At 42.1% G+C, this 18,038-nt stretch carries 20 protein-coding genes and 3 pseudogenes; 11 read left to right on the forward strand and 12 right to left on the reverse strand.

The window, feature by feature from the left end; genetic code table 11:
* Positions 1-110: 110 nt before the first annotated feature.
* From CGC64_RS00525 to CGC64_RS00550, 6 genes are all read right to left on the reverse strand, one after another.
* On the reverse strand, positions 111-443 hold the full coding sequence (locus CGC64_RS00525; protein WP_005679707.1) for a helix-turn-helix domain-containing protein: 333 nt from the start codon (positions 441-443) through the stop codon (positions 111-113).
* A 162-nt stretch (positions 444-605) separates the two neighbouring features.
* Positions 606-1,028, reverse strand: coding sequence for a hypothetical protein (locus CGC64_RS00530; protein ID WP_005679706.1), 423 nt, complete (start codon positions 1,026-1,028; stop codon positions 606-608).
* The gene (locus tag CGC64_RS00535) at positions 1,003-1,236 is read right to left on the reverse strand and encodes a hypothetical protein (protein ID WP_005679703.1); all 234 of its coding nucleotides are present in this window, start codon (positions 1,234-1,236) and stop codon (positions 1,003-1,005) included. Before CGC64_RS00535 ends, CGC64_RS00530 begins: the two co-directional genes overlap by 26 nt.
* A 271-nt stretch (positions 1,237-1,507) precedes the next feature.
* On the reverse strand, positions 1,508-2,143 hold the full coding sequence (locus tag CGC64_RS00540) for a CatB-related O-acetyltransferase (protein ID WP_032855615.1): 636 nt from the start codon (positions 2,141-2,143) through the stop codon (positions 1,508-1,510).
* A 14-nt stretch (positions 2,144-2,157) separates the two neighbouring features.
* Entirely contained in the window at positions 2,158-3,450 is a 1,293-nt protein-coding gene (locus tag CGC64_RS00545; RefSeq protein ID WP_005679699.1) for an MATE family efflux transporter, read from the reverse strand.
* A gap of 355 nt (positions 3,451-3,805) precedes the next feature.
* The gene (locus CGC64_RS00550) at positions 3,806-5,857 is read right to left on the reverse strand and encodes a HelD family protein (RefSeq protein WP_032855607.1); all 2,052 of its coding nucleotides are present in this window, start codon (positions 5,855-5,857) and stop codon (positions 3,806-3,808) included.
* A 126-nt stretch (positions 5,858-5,983) separates the two neighbouring features.
* Between CGC64_RS00550 and CGC64_RS00555 the strand changes: the two genes are divergently transcribed.
* Both CGC64_RS00555 and CGC64_RS00560 read left to right on the forward strand, forming a co-directional pair.
* On the forward strand, positions 5,984-6,577 hold the full coding sequence (locus CGC64_RS00555; RefSeq protein WP_005679696.1) for a hypothetical protein: 594 nt from the start codon (positions 5,984-5,986) through the stop codon (positions 6,575-6,577).
* A gap of 79 nt (positions 6,578-6,656) precedes the next feature.
* Complete coding sequence (locus tag CGC64_RS00560) at positions 6,657-6,959, forward strand: TIGR04076 family protein (protein WP_005679695.1); 303 nt, start codon at positions 6,657-6,659, stop codon at positions 6,957-6,959.
* A gap of 33 nt (positions 6,960-6,992) precedes the next feature.
* Here CGC64_RS00560 and CGC64_RS00565 read toward each other — a convergent pair whose 3' ends face one another.
* On the reverse strand, positions 6,993-7,757 hold the full coding sequence (locus CGC64_RS00565) for a LuxR C-terminal-related transcriptional regulator (protein WP_005679694.1): 765 nt from the start codon (positions 7,755-7,757) through the stop codon (positions 6,993-6,995).
* Positions 7,758-7,984: 227 nt separating this feature from the next.
* Between CGC64_RS00565 and CGC64_RS00570 the strand changes: the two genes are divergently transcribed.
* The 4 genes from CGC64_RS00570 to CGC64_RS00585 all read left to right on the forward strand — a co-directional run bounded on the left by CGC64_RS00570 (position 7,985) and on the right by CGC64_RS00585 (position 9,547).
* Complete coding sequence (locus CGC64_RS00570; RefSeq protein WP_005679693.1) at positions 7,985-8,299, forward strand: helix-turn-helix domain-containing protein; 315 nt, start codon at positions 7,985-7,987, stop codon at positions 8,297-8,299.
* On the forward strand, positions 8,286-8,579 hold the full coding sequence (locus tag CGC64_RS00575) for a DUF3876 domain-containing protein (RefSeq protein WP_005679692.1): 294 nt from the start codon (positions 8,286-8,288) through the stop codon (positions 8,577-8,579). The genes CGC64_RS00570 and CGC64_RS00575 overlap by 14 nt, the downstream gene beginning before the upstream one ends.
* Positions 8,580-8,632: 53 nt before the next feature.
* Positions 8,633-8,926: a helix-turn-helix domain-containing protein gene (locus tag CGC64_RS00580; protein WP_004293696.1), complete on the forward strand. Its 294-nt coding sequence runs from the start codon at positions 8,633-8,635 to the stop codon at positions 8,924-8,926.
* Between the two features lie 93 nt (positions 8,927-9,019).
* Entirely contained in the window at positions 9,020-9,547 is a 528-nt protein-coding gene (locus CGC64_RS00585) for a GNAT family N-acetyltransferase (RefSeq protein ID WP_005679691.1), read from the forward strand.
* 313 nt (positions 9,548-9,860) lie between these two features.
* Here the strand turns inward: CGC64_RS00585 and CGC64_RS00590 are convergent.
* A pseudogene (locus CGC64_RS00590) lies at positions 9,861-10,328 on the reverse strand (site-specific integrase); the annotation flags it as partial.
* Between the two features lie 328 nt (positions 10,329-10,656).
* On the opposite strand from CGC64_RS00590, the gene CGC64_RS00595 reads away from it, so the two are divergent.
* The 4 genes and pseudogenes from CGC64_RS00595 to CGC64_RS00610 all read left to right on the forward strand — a co-directional run bounded on the left by CGC64_RS00595 (position 10,657) and on the right by CGC64_RS00610 (position 13,911).
* On the forward strand, positions 10,657-11,988 hold the full coding sequence (locus CGC64_RS00595; protein WP_005679688.1) for a site-specific integrase: 1,332 nt from the start codon (positions 10,657-10,659) through the stop codon (positions 11,986-11,988).
* A 3-nt stretch (positions 11,989-11,991) separates the two neighbouring features.
* Positions 11,992-13,335, forward strand: coding sequence for a site-specific integrase (locus CGC64_RS00600; RefSeq protein ID WP_005679687.1), 1,344 nt, complete (start codon positions 11,992-11,994; stop codon positions 13,333-13,335).
* A 2-nt stretch (positions 13,336-13,337) separates the two neighbouring features.
* Positions 13,338-13,711 (forward strand): annotated as a pseudogene (locus CGC64_RS00605) (hypothetical protein).
* Complete coding sequence (locus tag CGC64_RS00610) at positions 13,708-13,911, forward strand: hypothetical protein (protein WP_081027243.1); 204 nt, start codon at positions 13,708-13,710, stop codon at positions 13,909-13,911. Before CGC64_RS00605 ends, CGC64_RS00610 begins: the two are co-directional and overlap by 4 nt.
* Before the next feature lie 146 nt (positions 13,912-14,057).
* On the opposite strand, the gene CGC64_RS00615 is transcribed toward CGC64_RS00610, so the two are convergent.
* Entirely contained in the window at positions 14,058-14,363 is a 306-nt protein-coding gene (locus CGC64_RS00615) for a helix-turn-helix domain-containing protein (protein ID WP_005679684.1), read from the reverse strand.
* Between the two features lie 36 nt (positions 14,364-14,399).
* A complete protein-coding gene (locus tag CGC64_RS00620; protein WP_032855605.1) occupies positions 14,400-14,711 on the reverse strand; it encodes a helix-turn-helix domain-containing protein in 312 nt (103 codons plus the stop codon).
* A gap of 631 nt (positions 14,712-15,342) precedes the next feature.
* Here CGC64_RS00620 and CGC64_RS19030 point away from each other — a divergent pair.
* Positions 15,343-15,642: pseudogene (locus CGC64_RS19030) on the forward strand (hypothetical protein); the annotation flags it as partial.
* A 339-nt stretch (positions 15,643-15,981) separates the two neighbouring features.
* On the opposite strand, the gene CGC64_RS00630 reads toward CGC64_RS19030, so the two are convergent.
* Both CGC64_RS00630 and CGC64_RS00635 read right to left on the reverse strand, forming a co-directional pair.
* Positions 15,982-17,178: an MFS transporter gene (locus CGC64_RS00630; protein WP_005678306.1), complete on the reverse strand. Its 1,197-nt coding sequence runs from the start codon at positions 17,176-17,178 to the stop codon at positions 15,982-15,984.
* 70 nt (positions 17,179-17,248) lie between these two features.
* Positions 17,249-17,992, reverse strand: a complete 744-nt coding sequence (locus CGC64_RS00635; RefSeq protein WP_005678305.1) for a DUF1349 domain-containing protein — start codon at positions 17,990-17,992, stop codon at positions 17,249-17,251.
* Positions 17,993-18,038: the final 46 nt, after the last annotated feature.

Raw genomic sequence — 18,038 nt, forward strand, 5'->3', positions numbered from 1 at the left:
ATTTAGCGAAACAAGCTGAACCGATAGGTGAGGCAGTTTGTGCTAAATCGGGGTGGTAGCACAAAGGAATAGCCTGAACACAGGCTTCTTTCCTCTGCTACTTTTTGCTATCAGGGCTGATTAGCCAACTGATTGGCTTTTTCAAACTGTTTGTAGGTTTGAGAATCGGCATATTCACGGACAAAAGCCCGGATATCGCTGGCTCTATAATACGTTTTCCGTCCGATGGTAAAGTAGGGAAGTACACCTTTTGCCCGATAGCGTTGCAAGGTTCTGAAAGATGCTTTCAACAGAAAGGCTAAGTCTTGATTATCTAATAGCCTTTCGTTTTCATCGAACACAGTATCAGTATTGATAAGAGATTTCAAGTCTTGCCCGATTTCGGTGAGTTTCTTGGATAGCTTCTCCATCCATTTCTCGAAGTTTTCGTTGTCTATATACATTTTGCTTCAATTTTAAGTTCAATATTATTGTTTTCAATCAATTGATGAAGCAAAGTTCTGCAAAACAAGGTTGCAGAAAAAGAGGAGTAGTTACCTACTCCCCGAAAAATAGCTTATAAACCGCTATAAATAAGCAATTTGTAGAATCATCTTTTCTAATCTTTATTTGTTTCTGCGTTTACGGTCTTCTCTGGCAATAGCATTTCGCAAAGCGTCCAAAGTTTTAGTAAGATTGTACGGTTTACGAGTAAACACTTCACCGATCTTATCGTAGATACTACCAAATTTCAGATTGAAAAGCTGCTCAAAGCCACGAGCCAACTGAATTTTTGGGACTGGCTTTCCATTTTCCCCAACGATTTTTCCCAGTAGAAAGAGAGCTAGTACAATTTCAGCAATACCTATAATCCCCAATTCTTTAGACTTTGGGAGTACATATAGGTCTGATTTGAACTCTGTAGAAACAGGTGAATTAAACTGTTCGGGATGGGTAATCTTCAGATTGAGTAACTCTAATTCTGCATCAATTAAGGATAATGCTTTATGAATGTATAGATTTTTAAGCGCATTTTTCCCCCTGCCCATCCTGATACAACCCCTTTAAAGGGGCTATCTCAATACGGGTGAGATTCAGCATCCGGAAGATATGAGTATAGTCTTCCGAATTACTAATTGTTACTATTTGCTTCACAAAATTTTCATAAGCATCTTGCATTTCTGTGTTAATAACTTCTTGTGAGGTATCAGCCAGTAAGATGAAAAACCTCGTTCTCAATAAATCATTCATAGGCATAAAATTTAATTGTGAATAAATTATATATATCAAAGCATTAGCTTTGTATGCTGAATGATTTCTTGTTTTGTTTGTAGTTCCTCTGCTAATCAGAATGATTCAAGGGGTATTCAGCCTTATTGGTCGCAATTCCAGAAATGGTGAACTTCAAATTCCTGCTTCTTACAAATATAATTCACTGACATGAGTTCTAAAATAGCGAAATGTAGCTATGCAGAAGAACTGCGACCTGCATCAATCCTTGTTAATGATTTCTTTATAGAGTTCATAATCAATCTTTCTTTATAGTAAGTAATTCATTGATTTTTCCCTCCATAATATATGGCAAACACTGGCGTATATTATCAGCAGACCAATCCCACCATTTCAGCATGAGTAATTGTTGAATAACCTCTGCATCAAAGCGTTTTCGTATTTCTTTGGCAGGAGTGCCGCCCACAATCGTATAAGGCGGGACATCTTTCGTCACTACGGCACGTGCGGCAATAATTGCTCCGTCACCGATATGAACACCCGCCATAATCACAGCTTCGTAGCCGATCCATACATCATTGCCGATTACAATATCGCCTTTATTGTCCCATGCAGTAGTAATATTCGACTTCTCCAATTCCCATTCTTCATAGAATAAAGGGAAGGTATAGGTAGACAGGGATTTCAATGTATGATTCGCACAATTAAACAGAAACTTCGTGCCACAGGCAATAGAACAGAACTTGCCAATGATTAACTTCTCCCGATGGATGGGATAATGATAAAGCACATTGTTCTTCTCAAACAGCAAGGGATTAGCTACAAAATCATTGTAAATGGTATAATCGCCTACCTCAATTTGAGGATCTTTAATCACGGCATTCAGATAGACTGTTTGGTTATCTCCGGTGCGTGGATATATTTTTGTCATCATAACTTGATTCATTTTTAATAGTGTTTACTTTTCAGATAAATAATAGATTGCAGTGCCAGCAGAATCACAAACAGATATTCTGCCGTCAAGTAGAGGGCTAAAGATGCTTCTATACAGAAGCTCAACCAGTAGAGATACACTAAATAGACACAGGTGGTTGTCACTTGGAACAGAAAGGTGATTTTGTTTTTTCCCGTTCCCCCGACCGCATTGAGATATACATAGCCGGGTAGTGCAAACGTGTAATTCAATAGCATCACCACGAAAGGAGCAAATGCTAATTCTATCAATAGTTCATTATCGGTGTAGAAACTGACAATCCAACGGTTACAGAGTAATGCAACTACTACCAATGGGAAGCCAACAGCATAGCCTAATTTCAGGATCTTGTGACAAATCGGGAAAAGCTCGTTTCTCGCTCCGGCTCCAATAGCATTGCTCACTAATGAACCTGTAGTGACGGCAAAGGAGTTGGCGATTACGAAAAAAATAGCCGATACGCTTCGGGTGATATTGGAAATAGCTAACTCTGTTTTCCCTAAATGCTCGATTGCCACGAAAAATAGAAACCAAGGGGCTACGCTGATAAAGGCATGAAGCATACTCCACACAGACAGATTCAGGACTTTGATAAGTAACCGTCCATCATACACGGGCTCCAATCCGTATTTTTCTTTGTCAATTTTCGCTCTTGTGTAGATACAGAGCACAACCAAAGAACCCATTTCCGCTAAAGATGAAGCGATGGCTGCTCCCGAAATACCTAATTCCAGTGTAAATATTAAGAAGTAGTTCAGCGGGATATTAATCGCCACCGCAGTAACAGCCGACCACGATAAGGCTTTCGTGTGCGTTATTCCAACGAAAAAAGACCGGATAGCCAAAAAAGGAAATGAGAATAACAGCCCGAAGCTGCGCCAGTCCAAATAGTGGATTACCACCTGATAAATCTCCGGTGAGGAAATTAACCGTTTCAATAGATAAGGAGAAACGGCATGAATCAATAGGCAAAGCAAGACGGCTAATCCCGATAAAAAGAATAGCCCCTGAAAGAAAGTCTTTCCTGTTGCCTTATAATTCTGTTCCCCGTTTCTCCGGGCAATCATTACTTGCAATCCAATACTGAACCCGAAGCCCAGCATATAGACTGCTAGATAATAAATTCCGGCAATAGCGGATGCTCCTAATTCCACCTCGCCTACGTGACCTAAAAAGACAGCATCCGTTATATTGATTAACTGCTCCATTAAGATGCTCATCATGACCGGAAAGTTGATGAGCCATATTTGTTTATATGTATAATTCATTGCTCAACTACAAAATAGCACGATACAAACAGACCTGCATAACATGGTTTGCCTGCTCGTAAATTCATAAATAAAAGGATATAAAATCTCTGTGGCAAATAAATCGTTATTTGTCAAATAGCTGAATAGCTTTCTTGAAGGGGGCTATTCGCAGGAGCGTAGCTATATACAGAGTTTCATAAGAAGTGAATACTATTTGTTAATTGATATAGCGCAAATATATGAAAAATTAAGAATTTCAACCTATCAATTCATGGATTTCATATGCAGGTGCAAATTAATTTGAAATACTGCTGTGCGCATGGCGGTAAATATAGGCGTTAATCTCCGCATGACAATAAAACAAGCCGAAAATTTAGATGAATAGCGTGTGTTTTGTTCCGCTATATGTCAGTGTTAAACGGTGCATTGCCCTCGTGACCGCCACATATAGCATACTCCGGTCGATCTCTGAATGATAATTCTTATCGTCTGTCTGTGGAATAATTACCTCATCAAATTCCAAACCCTTTGCCATGTGTGCAGAGGTGATAACAATACCCTGCACAAAAGCCGAACTTTGGTTCGATAGGAAATGAATATCAGGAATTTGCAATTTATCTGCCATCTCACAGGCTTGCGATTCGGTTTTGCAGACAATCCCCAGCGATTTGTAGGCGGATGCCTGAAAGGTAACTATTAAATCTTTAATAGCAGATAGTTCTTCTTTCTCATTATTAAATTGTAATACTTTCGGTTTCTCTCCATGCCGTGCGACTGGTTCAAGATCGGTATTTGTCCGTATTTTCTGTGCAAAATCAGTGATCTCGCAAGTAGAACGGTAGCTCTTGCACAGCTTCATCACCTCGCCTGTGACAAGAGCTTTCTGAATCATATCCGCAGTAGACGAGCCATAAGGATTGACCGACTGGCTGGTATCACCCAATACCGTTTTCCGACAAGGGAATAGCTTTTGTGTTACCTTATACTGGATTGGAGAATAATCTTGCATTTCATCTACCAGCAAATGTTTAACATAGTTCTTTGTACCACCTTCCAAAGCGATATGCAGATACGCCAATGGTGCTAAGTCGGCATATTCAAGTGTGCGGTTCTTCCGCATTTTAAACAGTTCCGGCTTATCCATCCATGCGAAGAAATCTTTATAGACTTGCAGATCATTGTTTCCGGCAAACATTCGCTTAATCTCTTTCTTAAGGAAATTCCGTTCGGCAGTCGTCACAGTGAAAGCGTATTGTACTTTCATCATATCGAGAATATAATCCGTCATTGCCTCAAACCGCTGGCGCATGGGGTAGCGGTTGAAACGGTGGAATTGCTCTTCGATAAATTCAGCCGGGACGGTGATATGCTTGGTTAGCTTCACATCCTCTGCTCTAAAGTAGTGGTTTTCGATGTGCAAAATAAAGCGATCCAGACTGGCGATGAAGTCGAAAGATGATTTATATTCGATTCGTTCAATAAAGTCCGGTGTTGGTTTTGTCAGCACTTCATTCACTTGCTCGAAAAAGCTAAGGTATTTATATTTGTGATTCAGTACTTCGGAAAGTATCTGCTCCATGCTCATTTCGGGTACGGTTTCTTCTCCCAGTTCGGGCAGGACGTTAGAGATGTAATCGGCAAACACCTTGTTCGGAGAAACGATCAATATGTCTTTTGAAGAGATATTACCCTGAAAAGCATACAGCAAATAGGCGATGCGGTGTAGGGCAATAGAAGTTTTGCCCGAACCTGCTACACCCTGAATGATGAGCGTTCGGGCTTCCTCATTACGGATAATTAGGTTTTGTTCTCGCTGGATGGTGGCAACGATGTTCTTCATTTTATCATCTGCATTAGAACTTAGTTCCTTTTGCAGAATATCATCGTGGACGGTCAGCGCATTTTCGATCATGAATTCCATCTTTCCAGCCCGAATCCGGTATTGCCGTTTCAATGAAATATCCCCTTTTATCTCTCCCGATGGGGATTGATAAGATGCTTCACCCAATTCGTAATCGTAGAACATACTTGAAATAGGTGCCCGCCAATCGTAAATTACGGTTGTCCGGCTTTCAGTATCATGAAAGGTATGAATGCCGATATAAACAGGGATTATCGGACGGTTCTCGCTCTTCTCTTGAAAGTCGATTCGTCCGAAGTAGGGAATATCCACTATTTTGGCAAGCCGTCGGCGTTTGTCAATTACACTTTCGCCTATGGCAAAATGATTCAGGATGCTTTCACGCATGGAGCGTATCTCATGCGGATCAATATCTTTATTATTCCAAAGGTAGTCTTTGTACTCTGCCAATGTATCTACATGGTCTTTCACGGATACATTGGTATGGCTGATTATCTGCTTCAGCCGGACGATTATTTGCTGCAAATAGCTTCTTTCTTGCTTCTCTGTTTGATTGAATACCATAGTAATTTATTGCTAAAGGATGAAATTAGAGTCAAAACGGTGCGCAAAATTACTGCAATCCAACAGGATAGGAAATGGCTATTTATAGCTATATATCCATAAGTTTTGTATCTTTGCACGCTCAAAATGAACGACATGGATATTCTTGAACTTGCCTTACATAATCAGCAAACCGCTTGGAAAATACTGGAACATACCGGTATTATCCCGGCATGGGAACGTATTGGGGCAACCGTTCATTTGGTAGGATCACTCAAATCCGGTCTGTTGGCAAAGAGCAGGGATATAGACCTGCATATCTATACCGATACATTGGATATTGCAGCCAGCTTTTCTGTGATGCAGGAACTTGCCGAACGGCTCTCTTTAAAGGAAATCCAATTTAAGAATCTGATTCAGACAGAAGAAGAGTGCATCGAATGGCACGCCATTTACGAAGATGAGGACATGAATACATGGAAGTTTGACATGATTCATATTCGCAAAGGCTCAAAATATGATGGTGTGGTTGAAAAAGTAACTGTTGCCATTACGAACCAACTTACTCCTGAAATCAAGAATACCATCCTTCAAATAAAATTCGATGTGCCGGACGGGATACAGATTCCCGGCATAGAAATCTATCATGCTGTTTTCGTGGGTGGGGTTCGTAGTTACAAAGAACTGGAACAATGGAGAAAAACCAATCCGCTGACAAATAGCTTGGATTGGTTACCATAATGGAAATATGTTTAAAGCAGCCCTACGAATAACCATAAGTGAGTAACCTTGCATATATCGTATGTGACAAATATTGAAAATGAAAAAGATTAGAATAACAGCTATAAGAAGGGTGCAGCATAGTGATTTGTCGGCTATGTACGAAAATCCGATTGAACACACTTGTGATATTGAACAAGGTACGACCTTTATTTCAGTTGATGGGCAGAAACCGGAAGAACTGTGTGAAAGCGCATGGGGTTCAATGAGCTATTTTGTTACGGAATTAGCCAATGGAGGCGGTAACTTCTATGATGGCTGGATGAAAAATCCGCACTCAGCAATGATTTCGTGTAACGATGGTTTTCGTCCTGTTAGTTTTTATATTGAAGTGATTGAATAATGATGTACATTAAGATAAAACGCCAGTGCTTAGTTAATAGAGAATACCGAAACTTTCTGCCCGGTTGATGGCTTCGATCACATTATCGACATTCAGTTTTGCCAATATATTCTTGCGGTGATTGTTCACCGTGTAAATACTAAGGTTCAGTTTAGATGCAATCTCCTTGCTCAAAAAGCCCTGTCGGATTAATAAGAGTATTTCCTTTTCCCGCTTGGTTAATTGTTGGTCTGCCGGAACAACTGCCAATGCAAGTATCTCACCCGTTTTCCGATTAATAACTGTCCGCTTGATTCGCTCCATAGGTGTTTGGTCAGGCGCAATATCCATCACTCCCATAATCATCCATGCCTTTCCGTTCTTGTCTTTCTGAATCACTTGGTGGCGACTGATTACATTCACATATTCCTGCCGGGCATTCAACATACGAATCTGGAATATCTGCTGATAATCATTTCGTTGTTCTTGCGGAAGTGAATAGATGAACTGCCCGTGTTCAATCTGGTGTTCGATGAGTTGCGCCCGGTCGTCCGAGTGAATCCGTTCCTCCAATAAATCCCCCTGCTTCCGAATCGTCTTTATCCATGTAGGGTTATATCCGAAGATAGTAGCAAAATTATCGGATGCAAAATCGTATCGCTCTTTGAAAACATCTACCGTAAAGATACAACTTTGGCTCATTTGTGAGAATGTCTGTATAGATGCTCTGCGTTCATACCACAAATCATAGTCCACATCCAGCGGGCTGATCTGCTGTCTTGCCCATAATTCTTCGGGAGTTATCTTATTGGTAGTCATGCGGCAAAGATAAGCGATAAATCTTTTCGTATCTCTATCTCCATTTGACTTTCTATGTAAATGCGTTCAAAAAAAGAATATCCTATGAGTATATTCCAAATGAATTGAGCCAGAGATAGACAGGATATACCACTTTCAGACAGTTTTGAAAACGGCTCTTGATTTTTCTTTCATTTGCCGATGAAAATAGAATCAACACGTTTTATAAACCATTTAAAATTAAAAGTATGGAAGTAGTAACCATTGAAAAGAGAACCTTTTCGTATGTCTGCGAACGGTTCACCGAGTTTGCCAAACGAATAGAAAGTTTGTGCAGCACTCATACCCAGAAAGTAGAAAACTGGCTGGATAGTCAAGAAGTGTGCCTGTTGTTAGGTTTTAGCAAACGAACACTGCAATATTACCGAAGCAGTGGACAGCTGGCTTATTCTCAAATCGGGAGCAAGATTTATTATAAGTCTTCCGATATTGAAAGAATTATTGCGGACAGTGAAACACAAAGTCAATCACCCAAACAAACCATGCCTTATGAAAAGAACTAAAGAAGATTACCCGTCCTTCAACCTGTTTTCTATTGTCGGCACATGGGAAAGCGTTAATCTGAATCCTACGATAATCATTTATCGGAGCGATAAAGAGTACCTTCTTTCTATTATATATGTATCGGAAACCACTAAACAGGCTTCGCCCGCTACTTATGAGATACAGCAAGATGGTAGCCAGTATTTTATTGCCACTGCATCCAAACGGCTCTATGTAGATTATGATTCAACAAAAGATGTACTTAGCATTTCATCGTTGGGTGACTATCTGCGCAACTAGCCAGCCATCTAGCCATCTTGAAATCAATATTTCAATAAAACAATCTTTCAATCATGGAACTAATAAATAAAGATACTCCACAAGTCAAAGAATTTATTTCTTCGCTTGATTCGATGCTGAACGGCATTGAATCTATAGTCAAGCATTACAAGCCCCACCTGAACGGGGAACGCTTTCTTTCTAATAATGAGGTTTCCAAGAAACTGAATGTCAGTTTGCGAACCTTGCAAGAGTGGCGAGATACAGGACTAATCCCCTTTATCCAAATAAAAGGTAAAATCATCTATCGCCAAAGCGATATTGATAAGCTGCTCCAAAAGCACTACTTTGAAAGCTGGAAAGAATAACTATCTAAAAGAGTATGATTTCCACTATCTTAAAATGAAACCTCTTTTATTAAGGTGGAAATTATACCTTTGCATCCCAAAACAGTTGAAATTATGAAGTTTGTAATAGAATCCGGTACGACTGCCGATATTGACGAATTAGAAAAGTTATATGATGATCTGAATGATTATCTATCAGCTACCACCAATTATCCCGGATGGATAAAAGGCATTTATCCTATCCGTGAAGATGCAGTTGCTGGCATAGAAAATAATACTCTTTTTGTTGTCAGGCATGATGGAAAGATAGCTGGCTCTATTATCTTAGACCATCATCCCGATGAAGCCTATAATAATGTAAGGTGGAAAATAGAAGCTGACTACAGTCGTATTTTTGTGATACGTACTTTTGTGGTGCATCCCTCATTCTTAAAAATGGGTATCGGTCGTGTTTTGATGGATTATTCGTTTGAACTGGCTCAACAATCAGGTATAAAATCCATCCGTTTGGATGTGTATGAAAATAATCTTCCGGCAATCTCCCTCTATGAGAAATGCGGTTTTGAATACATTGATACCGTAGATTTAGGCTTTGGCAACTACGGGCTGGATTGGTTCAAACTGTACGAGAAACTCGTTTAAACTTTAATCAAGTGGAAGTTGCTTACCTCATTGCCAGCCCCGAAAACATTGTTTTTCGGAATTTAATTTGAATCATTGACTTTTCCAGTGAAGTATTTAGTCTGTGTAAGTCTTTAGATGAAAATACGCTCGAAATGTAATGAGAGGAAGATTTTCATCTAAACCGAAGGCTCGGACTTGAACGGACTAAATACGGAACTTACCTTTGTCAATGCTTCATATTGAGTTCTGGAAAACTTACTTTAAAAGAAAAGGATTGAGAAAATGAAATTCATTCTTCCCAATCCTTTTTCAATATTAGCTACTACCTTTATTATATAGCCAATTCCGACAGACAGCTATTTACCTTTTGCATATCCTTGAAAATATTCTGATCCAGTACCCGTGCATAGTGTTTGGTTACGCTTGTATCTGCATGACCTAACATCTTAGCAACATTCTCCATGCTCACGCCATTCGCAAGGCAAATGCTTGTGGCATAGGAATGTCTGGCTGAATGTGTGCACAGATTTTTCTGTAACCCGCATACATCGGCAATCTCTTTCAAATAACTGTTCATACGTTGATTGCTCAATACTGGCAATAGCTTTCCGGTACATTCTGCCACATTTTTATACTTTTCAAGTATAGAAGCTGCCACAGGTAGCACAGGAATGTTACACATGATTTTGGTCTTTTGGCGGTTCTTCCTTATCCAAAGTTCCCCTTTATTATCTTTTACCAAGTGTTCAGGTGATAAGTCTTTCACATCGCTGAATGCCAAGCCAGTGAATAGATAGAAAACTATCAATGCAACCAATAGAGGAATATAGCAAACAAACGTCAATGCGTTGTAAAACAGCAAAATTGCTTTGGTTTGCACAGTTGGGTAAACAGCAAAGACAGGTGGAATAACGAACCTGTTCAGCTACCAAGTCATTACCTGTTTTCATTTCATTCAGATGCAGTCAATCAAGGGTTAAACAGTTAGAAAGGATGACTTCCCATCCGGGAAACGTCCTCATTTCCGGCAGATTTAGCCCGTCCGGTTTTGATTGCGCCGTTCTGCCTGATTCTCATATCATTCGACTGGCGAAGTATGAGTAAAATTGCAATCAAAAAAGTAACGCATGAAAACAGAAATGAAAGTGCTGCTCTACATCAAGCGCAACGGACAGGACAAGGACGGCTTTTCTCCACTCATGGGCAGAATATCCATCAAGGGAAAGGCCAATTCCATCGCACAATTTGCGTGCAAGTTCAAAATCAATGTGCGGTTGTGGAACGCCACAGCCCAACGCTGCACGGGCAAAAGCAAGGTGGCGACAATGGCAAACAGGGAGATTGAACGGGTACTGCTATTGTTGCAAAAGCGGTTCAACGAGCTTTCCGACATGCAGGATGTCGTGACAGCAGAGGAAGTCAGAAACGTGTTTCAAGGTCAGGCTGAAACACAGGATACCATCATGAAGCTCTATGCGGAGCATAACAGCGACTATGCCCTGCGTGTAGGGGTGAACAGGGCGGCAAGCACGTTCTACCAGTACCGGAACACCTGCCGGATACTCGGTGAGTTCCTGAAAGAGAGATACCATGTGTCGGATATGCCTGTCAAGCAGCTGGATGAAAACTTTATCGAAGCGTTTGATATGTATATGCGCACGACAAGGCGTTTCATGCCCAGAACCATCCTCGGACATATCAACCGCCTGAAAAGCGTGATGATGCTTGCCGTGTTCCGTGGCATCATCCCTTTCAGCCCGTTCAAAGGCTATGCCCCGCAGAAACCTGTTTTCAAACAGATGTACCTGACGGAAGACGAGCTTGACAGGTTTGCGAACACTACCTATGACACTCCCAACCGTAATTTCACGAGGGACATGTTCCTGTTCTCGTGCTGGACGGGTATCTGCTATTGTGACATGAGGAGTCTGACAGCCGCCAATCTGGTGAGGGCGGATGACGGAAGCCTATGGATTCACACGGAAAGGCAAAAGACAGGCACACCCGAATGTGTGCGGCTGATGGAGATACCGTTGAAAATCGTCGAAAAGTACAAGGGTATGGACAGCAACGGAAAACTGCTTCCGATGCTGACCAAAGAGAGCATGAACAGGCATCTGAAAAAGATGTCCGTGATGTGCGGCATCAACCGTCCGATCTCATTCCATCAGGCCCGGCATACCTTCGGAAGTATAATTTGTTTGTCACAGGGAATTCCGATAGAAACCGTCAGCAAAATCATGGGGCATCGGCATATCACTACCACACAGCGGTATGCGAAAGTCACGCAGGATAAAATTGATAGGGACGTGGATTGCCTGAATGGTATTATCAGCGGCAGGTTCTCCTTGTCGGACATTGACACCGCCCCGTCACCGATTCTGAAAGATTACAGCCAACGGAGAGTCAATCCGAGTATGAAGCAAAGGGAGTATATAACCAAAATAATGGAAGGGTAAGCCATGCGAAGCACATTCAAACTGTTGTTCTACATCAACCGTCAGAAAGTAAAGAAAAACGGCAGATGCCCGGTTATGGGACATGTCACCCTTGACGGGAAGGTGAGCCAGTATTCCACCGGACTGGAAATTGAACCTGACTTATGGGATGCAAAGAAGGGAAAGGCATTCGCGGACGGACGCAAGACCGGAAACATCACCGGCGAAAAAAGAAACGAGTTGAACAGGCTGAACTCATTGTTGGAGGCATTGGAGGAAAAAGCGAAGTCCGCTTACAAAAAGAACGTGGATTCTTACGGCTTCGTCTCGGCTGAAATCATCAAGAATGCCGTCACGGGAAAATCAGACGTCAAGGAAACGCTGCTTTCCTTGTTTGACGAGCATAACGAGGAATATGCCAAACGTGTGGGCATTGACCGGACAAGGCATTCCTACGTCCGTTATCTTACCACTCGCAAGCATATATCCAACTTTTTGAAATTCAAGTATGATTTGGAGGATATTCCGTTACGCTCGCTGACGATGAAGTTCATGACCGACTTCACATTCTATTTCTCGACCGTATTGCAGTTGAAGGTTTCTGCCTACAATGACTATCTTATCCTGCTGCACAAGATGACCCGGCTGGCGTTGAAGAAACATATATTGAAACGTGACCCGTTTGCCGGACATAAGATTGAGAAAGTGCCGGTAAACCACCGCCACCTGAACAGGGAACAGTTTGAAAAGCTGCTCAATGCCCGACTGCCGACTTACCGCTTATGCCATACCCGTGACCTGTTTGTCTTTTCGGTGTTCACGGGCATCGGCAGGGCTGATCTGGCAAACCTGACAGAAGACAATATCATCACGAAAGAAGACGGTTCCAAATGGATTCACATTGCACGGCAGAAGACCAAGGCGGAGTGCCATATCAAACTTCTTGACATACCCCTTCGCATTATCGAAAAATACAAAGGGGAAGGTAAGGACGGAAGATTGTTTTACGTTCCGCAGACCTGCAATCTGTGCCGCAGCCTTAAAATCATAGCCGAACAGTGCAATCTGGGATGCCATTTGACATTCTATCAGGCGAGGCACAGTTTCGCGACCCTTATCTGCCTGAGCAACGGTGTTCCGATAGAGACCATCAGTAAGATGATGGGGCATTATTCCATACGCACCACCCAGATATATGCCGAAATAACCAACCACAAAGTGAGCAGGGATTTGGAAACCCTGTCTGAGAATACCAAGGGCAAATATGCGTTGCCCGATGACGGTATGCCGTCGAGAGTGTTCAAATGTGGAAATTACAGCGGTTGGAAAAAGAAATGTGAATCAAGTGATAGAACTAAAATGAAGTGACTATGGATAGAGGAATAATAACAATCAGTGAAACAGGTACGATTATTATACCAACCGTACCCGTATGGATGTCCAAGTTCGAGATTGCCGACCTGTTCGGAGTGTTCTCATGTGATGTCCGCAAGGCGATTCATGCCATCTACAAGAACAAGGAACTGAATGAAACCGATACAATGCGATATATCAGAAAACCGGACGGTATCAATTATGACGTTTACAACCTTGAAATGGTCATAGCCGTTGCATTCAGGGTATGCAGTAGAGGAAGTCTTTTGTTCAGGCGGTTTGTAATGAGCAAAATGAATTTGACCAAGAAAGAAACATCTGTTACGTTGTTTGTTTCCTATGGCAGAGGCAAAACCTATGGTATAGTTGAAGCCTATTCCGCCAGCCGCTCGTTCCCGATGCACGGATGCAAAGGTAGCGTATGGCTTTGAAGGCATTGGCAAGGTCGGGCGGCCGAGCCGTTTCGGGCAGAATCTTCCTCAAACCTGTTTGAGCGTATTCAGCCCGAAAACCTTGCCACTGCCTGCCACACGCTTAAAAAGGCATCCGGCAACGGAAACAAGCGACTGACGGAAAATCAGAGAATATAGAGGAACGGCTTACAGACGAAGCAGGATATTGGTGCTTCATCCGTAAGCCGTTCCTTTTTTCTTTTGTCGGAAGTCCATTGCTCCGCAATTATAGGGCATCCGGCAAACTGCGCTCCTTCAAGAAAATCATGTACCTGTCAGCCGATAGGCAGAGCGGTAGCCGTCAGCAAGCATCCTTTCGATGTCGGATTCACGGTAGAGGATTTTACCGCCCAACTGGATATAGGCTATGCGCCCTTCGTTCCGGTAGTCCTGAAGTGTCCGGCGGCTCACTTTCAGCCGTGCCGACACCTCCTTGTCGGTGAAGAAACGTTCACCGCCCAATGTCGGGCGGTAATTGGCGGTCAGATGCTCGAAGCCGTCAAGCAGACGGTCAAGACTGCCCATGAAGTGGATTATCCACTCGCTGTCCTTGTTAATCAGTTCATTCATAAACATTGGATTTAGTGTGATTACTATACTTAATGATTAAATAGTCCTGCCTTTGAATTTTGCTTCTTTTCGCCTGTCCTCCACAACGGAGACTATACGTTGCACATCTTCTGGACGGTAATACGTCTTGTGGTTTATCTGCGAGTAAGCCAGCGTGCCGTTATTCCGCAGGGTCTGTAACGTGCGGGGACTGATATTGAGCATCCGGCACACGTCCTGATTGTCCATCCACTCGCTCATTGTCTTTTCTCCATGCCGCCGGCAGATTGCATCCATGCGGCTGACGAAACGGTCGAACGTGGTGACCATCGCCTCAAAAGTCTTTCTTTCGATTGATACGATTTCCATATACTTTTCTTTTGATGTTATTGTTCTTTTTACCCCAAAGGAACACATAATACGTTATCCGACAATGGCTTCTCTGAAAGTGGCAGCGTATTGCGCTGATACGGCAGCCATTGTCCGTGGACATCATACAGAAACGGCTCTTTTCGCATGAATGCTAATCCAACGGAAAGGCTGGCTATTTCATAATCCGATTATTTAATAGTTCTCTATATAGTTGTGTGGTGAAACAAAGTTTTGGTTGTTTGGAGAGTGACAACATTACATCATGAAATCATTGAATCAATGTATCACCAAATTGTCGGACAAGCATTGGTTTATTTTCTTCAATATCCGGTTTGGCAGCTATTCGATAAATCCTTTTGGCAAGTATTTGAATTTCTCGGTTTTCATGTATTCAGATCTTTCATCTTTTGAATCATTGTTCGATTAAATCAGGTGGTTCCGCCCTGAATTTGAATGATATCTGCCCAATCCGTCACAGACGGATTTTAGTGTTCACATGAACACAGCAAGATGTCTTTTCAGCCGCTCAAAACGTTTTGAGCAGCCACGAAAAGCACTTGCCCCTGCAGGGGGCTGGGCTTGCCCTCCAAAGTCGGGAAGCCTTGTAAACCTACGGTGTTTGTGTCACAAGGAGGATGAACTGAAACAGTTGAAGTCAGAACTTGCCGCGCTCGACCGCAAGATACAGCTGGAACTTGCGCCGCCTACGCCCGAAATTGCCGAAAAAGAAAAGGATGGACAGGAGGTCAAGCCGGATGCGGGAGATGTACGGAACGTGCCACCACAACACACCGAAGATGTTCCGCAGATTCGCAGTCCGGTGAATGAGCGTAGTCCGTCAGGCAATTTCATTGCCGACCATGTCATCATCGGACGACCGGGTTTTCAGATCAAGGATGATAACCGTCCGAAAGGGATAAAAATATAACTTTTATTGTGGGCAGTAACGTCATTGTTTTCGTTACTGCCCACAATAACAAATAATCCTTATCGCTTTTGGATATTGGCTGATAGAAGTTGGTACAGACAAATTTAACAAAATAGAACAAAAAAAGTAACTGCTCAGCTATGCAAAGTCGTTGAGTATCAACTCTATTGCACGAGGTCAATCTTGCGTAATGCCCGATTTTCATCGAAATATAGTAAATCAACAAGTTTGCTACTGTTGATAATCAAGCATTTGGGCACATTTAGATACCTGAGTAGTTACACAAAAAAGCAATGCAATTTTTTTATACGTTGCACACTGATTTCTTATTTTGCAGAATTACAGCGAACAAGTTTCTCTTTCGTTTTGCAAATCTACTTGCAGTGTAATCTGTTTGCTTCTTAATATTATAGATGAAATTATAGCAACAATCAAAGCAAACACGGCAATACCTATAAATGACACATGCAAACCGTAGCGTTTTCCTATGAATCCGATTATAACCGGACCAAGAAGTATACCGGAATATCCAAGAGCATTAATAAAACTAATGATGTTGTGTACTGCCATCCCTTTTATGTGGGCCGCAAAAGATACTAATTGAGGAACTACATTGGCCGCACCACAACCGACCATAGCAAAACCAGCTACAGAAGCGATCGCACTATCAATTGATACCACAATCAGGAAACCAGCGGAAATAAGTAATGCCCCTCCGCTAATCACAGTCCTTCGTCCAAATCGATCGACGATCTTGTCGCCGCAAAGTCTCATAATAGTCATTGCTATGGCAAAAGCGGTATAGAAAAATCCGGCCACGGACATGTCAATGCCACGCTCTTGACTAACAAAAATTGCTGACCACCCCATTACAGCACCTTCCGACGCATACATGATAAAACATAACAAACCGACCACTATCACCATAGGTGGAATATAAAATTTCTTATTCACATCCTGTTTCGGATGGTCGTTGCTTTTAAGTACCTTTGAGGATAGAAGGTCACGGCATCCGGCCATCATCGCAGCCAATACCAATATCATAAATATTACGACCGACCACATAGGGATTATTCCGAATGCGAAAAGAGAACTCATCACACCGGCACCGATGAGCGTACCAAGTGAATAACCCCCATGAAATCCTGACATCAGATGTTTTCCTGTCTGACCTTCAACTGCAACACCATTCACATTAGCAGCAACATCGATGGTGATAGTACAACCGCCGAATACCAATAACATTATAGCCGTCAGGGTGAAGTTAGCCAATAGGCTTATCGTCAATAGAGAAAAAGCCATTAAAAATCCGGAGAAATAAACTACTCGTTTTGCGCCAAATCTCACACATAGCCAACTTGATAAAGGAAGTGCTATTATTGAACCCAACCCGGTACAAAGCATCAGAAGTCCTAAGGAAGCTTCGTCCAAACTAAATGCACGTTTAACATACGGTACAAGAGGTGCCCATGCAGCCTCAAGACAACCTATGACGAGAAAAGCGGTGCGATTTGCGATAATTGGATGTTTACTCATCGTTTAAAGGTATAAGAAAAGCGCACATTTTGAATATGTGTGCGCCTTTGAAAATGATTCGATTGTTTTATTATTCTGCTATATTACCCTTTCTAAAGTCAGCGACAGGTTTATCTGTCAGAGATACTTCGGTGAATAGGCAGGTGTGTTCATTATCCTTAGGACTCTGTGAACTGATGCCTATAAGCAATTTTTCAGGAAAGTCATTCTTATAGAGTCGGGCCATACGCCATATTTTACCATCTTCTGAGAAATAGCTACCAAGGGTTGTGCCATCGGAGGATAATCTCATATAAACGTATGGAGCCGTGATTGCCTGATGGTTATTGTCATCAGAGGTGCCTAATGTGCGAACTGACACCACTCGGTGATCGCCATACTCATCCTGCTCGAAACATAGTTTTTGACAATGTGTGTCGTTTTCATAAGCATATATCACCCCTGCCGAATAAGTTCCGGTTTCAGTGAATTCAGGCTGCACTTTAGCCGTGAAAGTGAAAGGTTTGGTGTTGTCAACCTCTGTGAAGATGACCGCAGAGTTATTGACTACGCTTCCATCCGGGGAACGGAAATAATCAGTTTGAGGACCGGCCACAAATTTGAGCGTGTCGCCAAGAAGTGTGATGCCATTCTCTCCGCCGTTTTTCGACTTTGTAAAACGAATTCCTCCTACATTGATGTCGCATGTGGCGAGTTCAACGTTTTCTGTTGTAGCTTTCTTGTCAGAATTTCCCGCTTTTTTCTCTGGTTCTTTCTGGGTGCATCCAGCCATTGCAAGACTTGCAATGATTGCGATAAATACTAATTTTTTCATTATGATATTGATTTGATTATTATTAAATTGCAATTTCCTTGTGATT

It is taken from the genome of Bacteroides caccae (assembly GCF_002222615.2).
Classification (GTDB): domain Bacteria; phylum Bacteroidota; class Bacteroidia; order Bacteroidales; family Bacteroidaceae; genus Bacteroides; species Bacteroides caccae.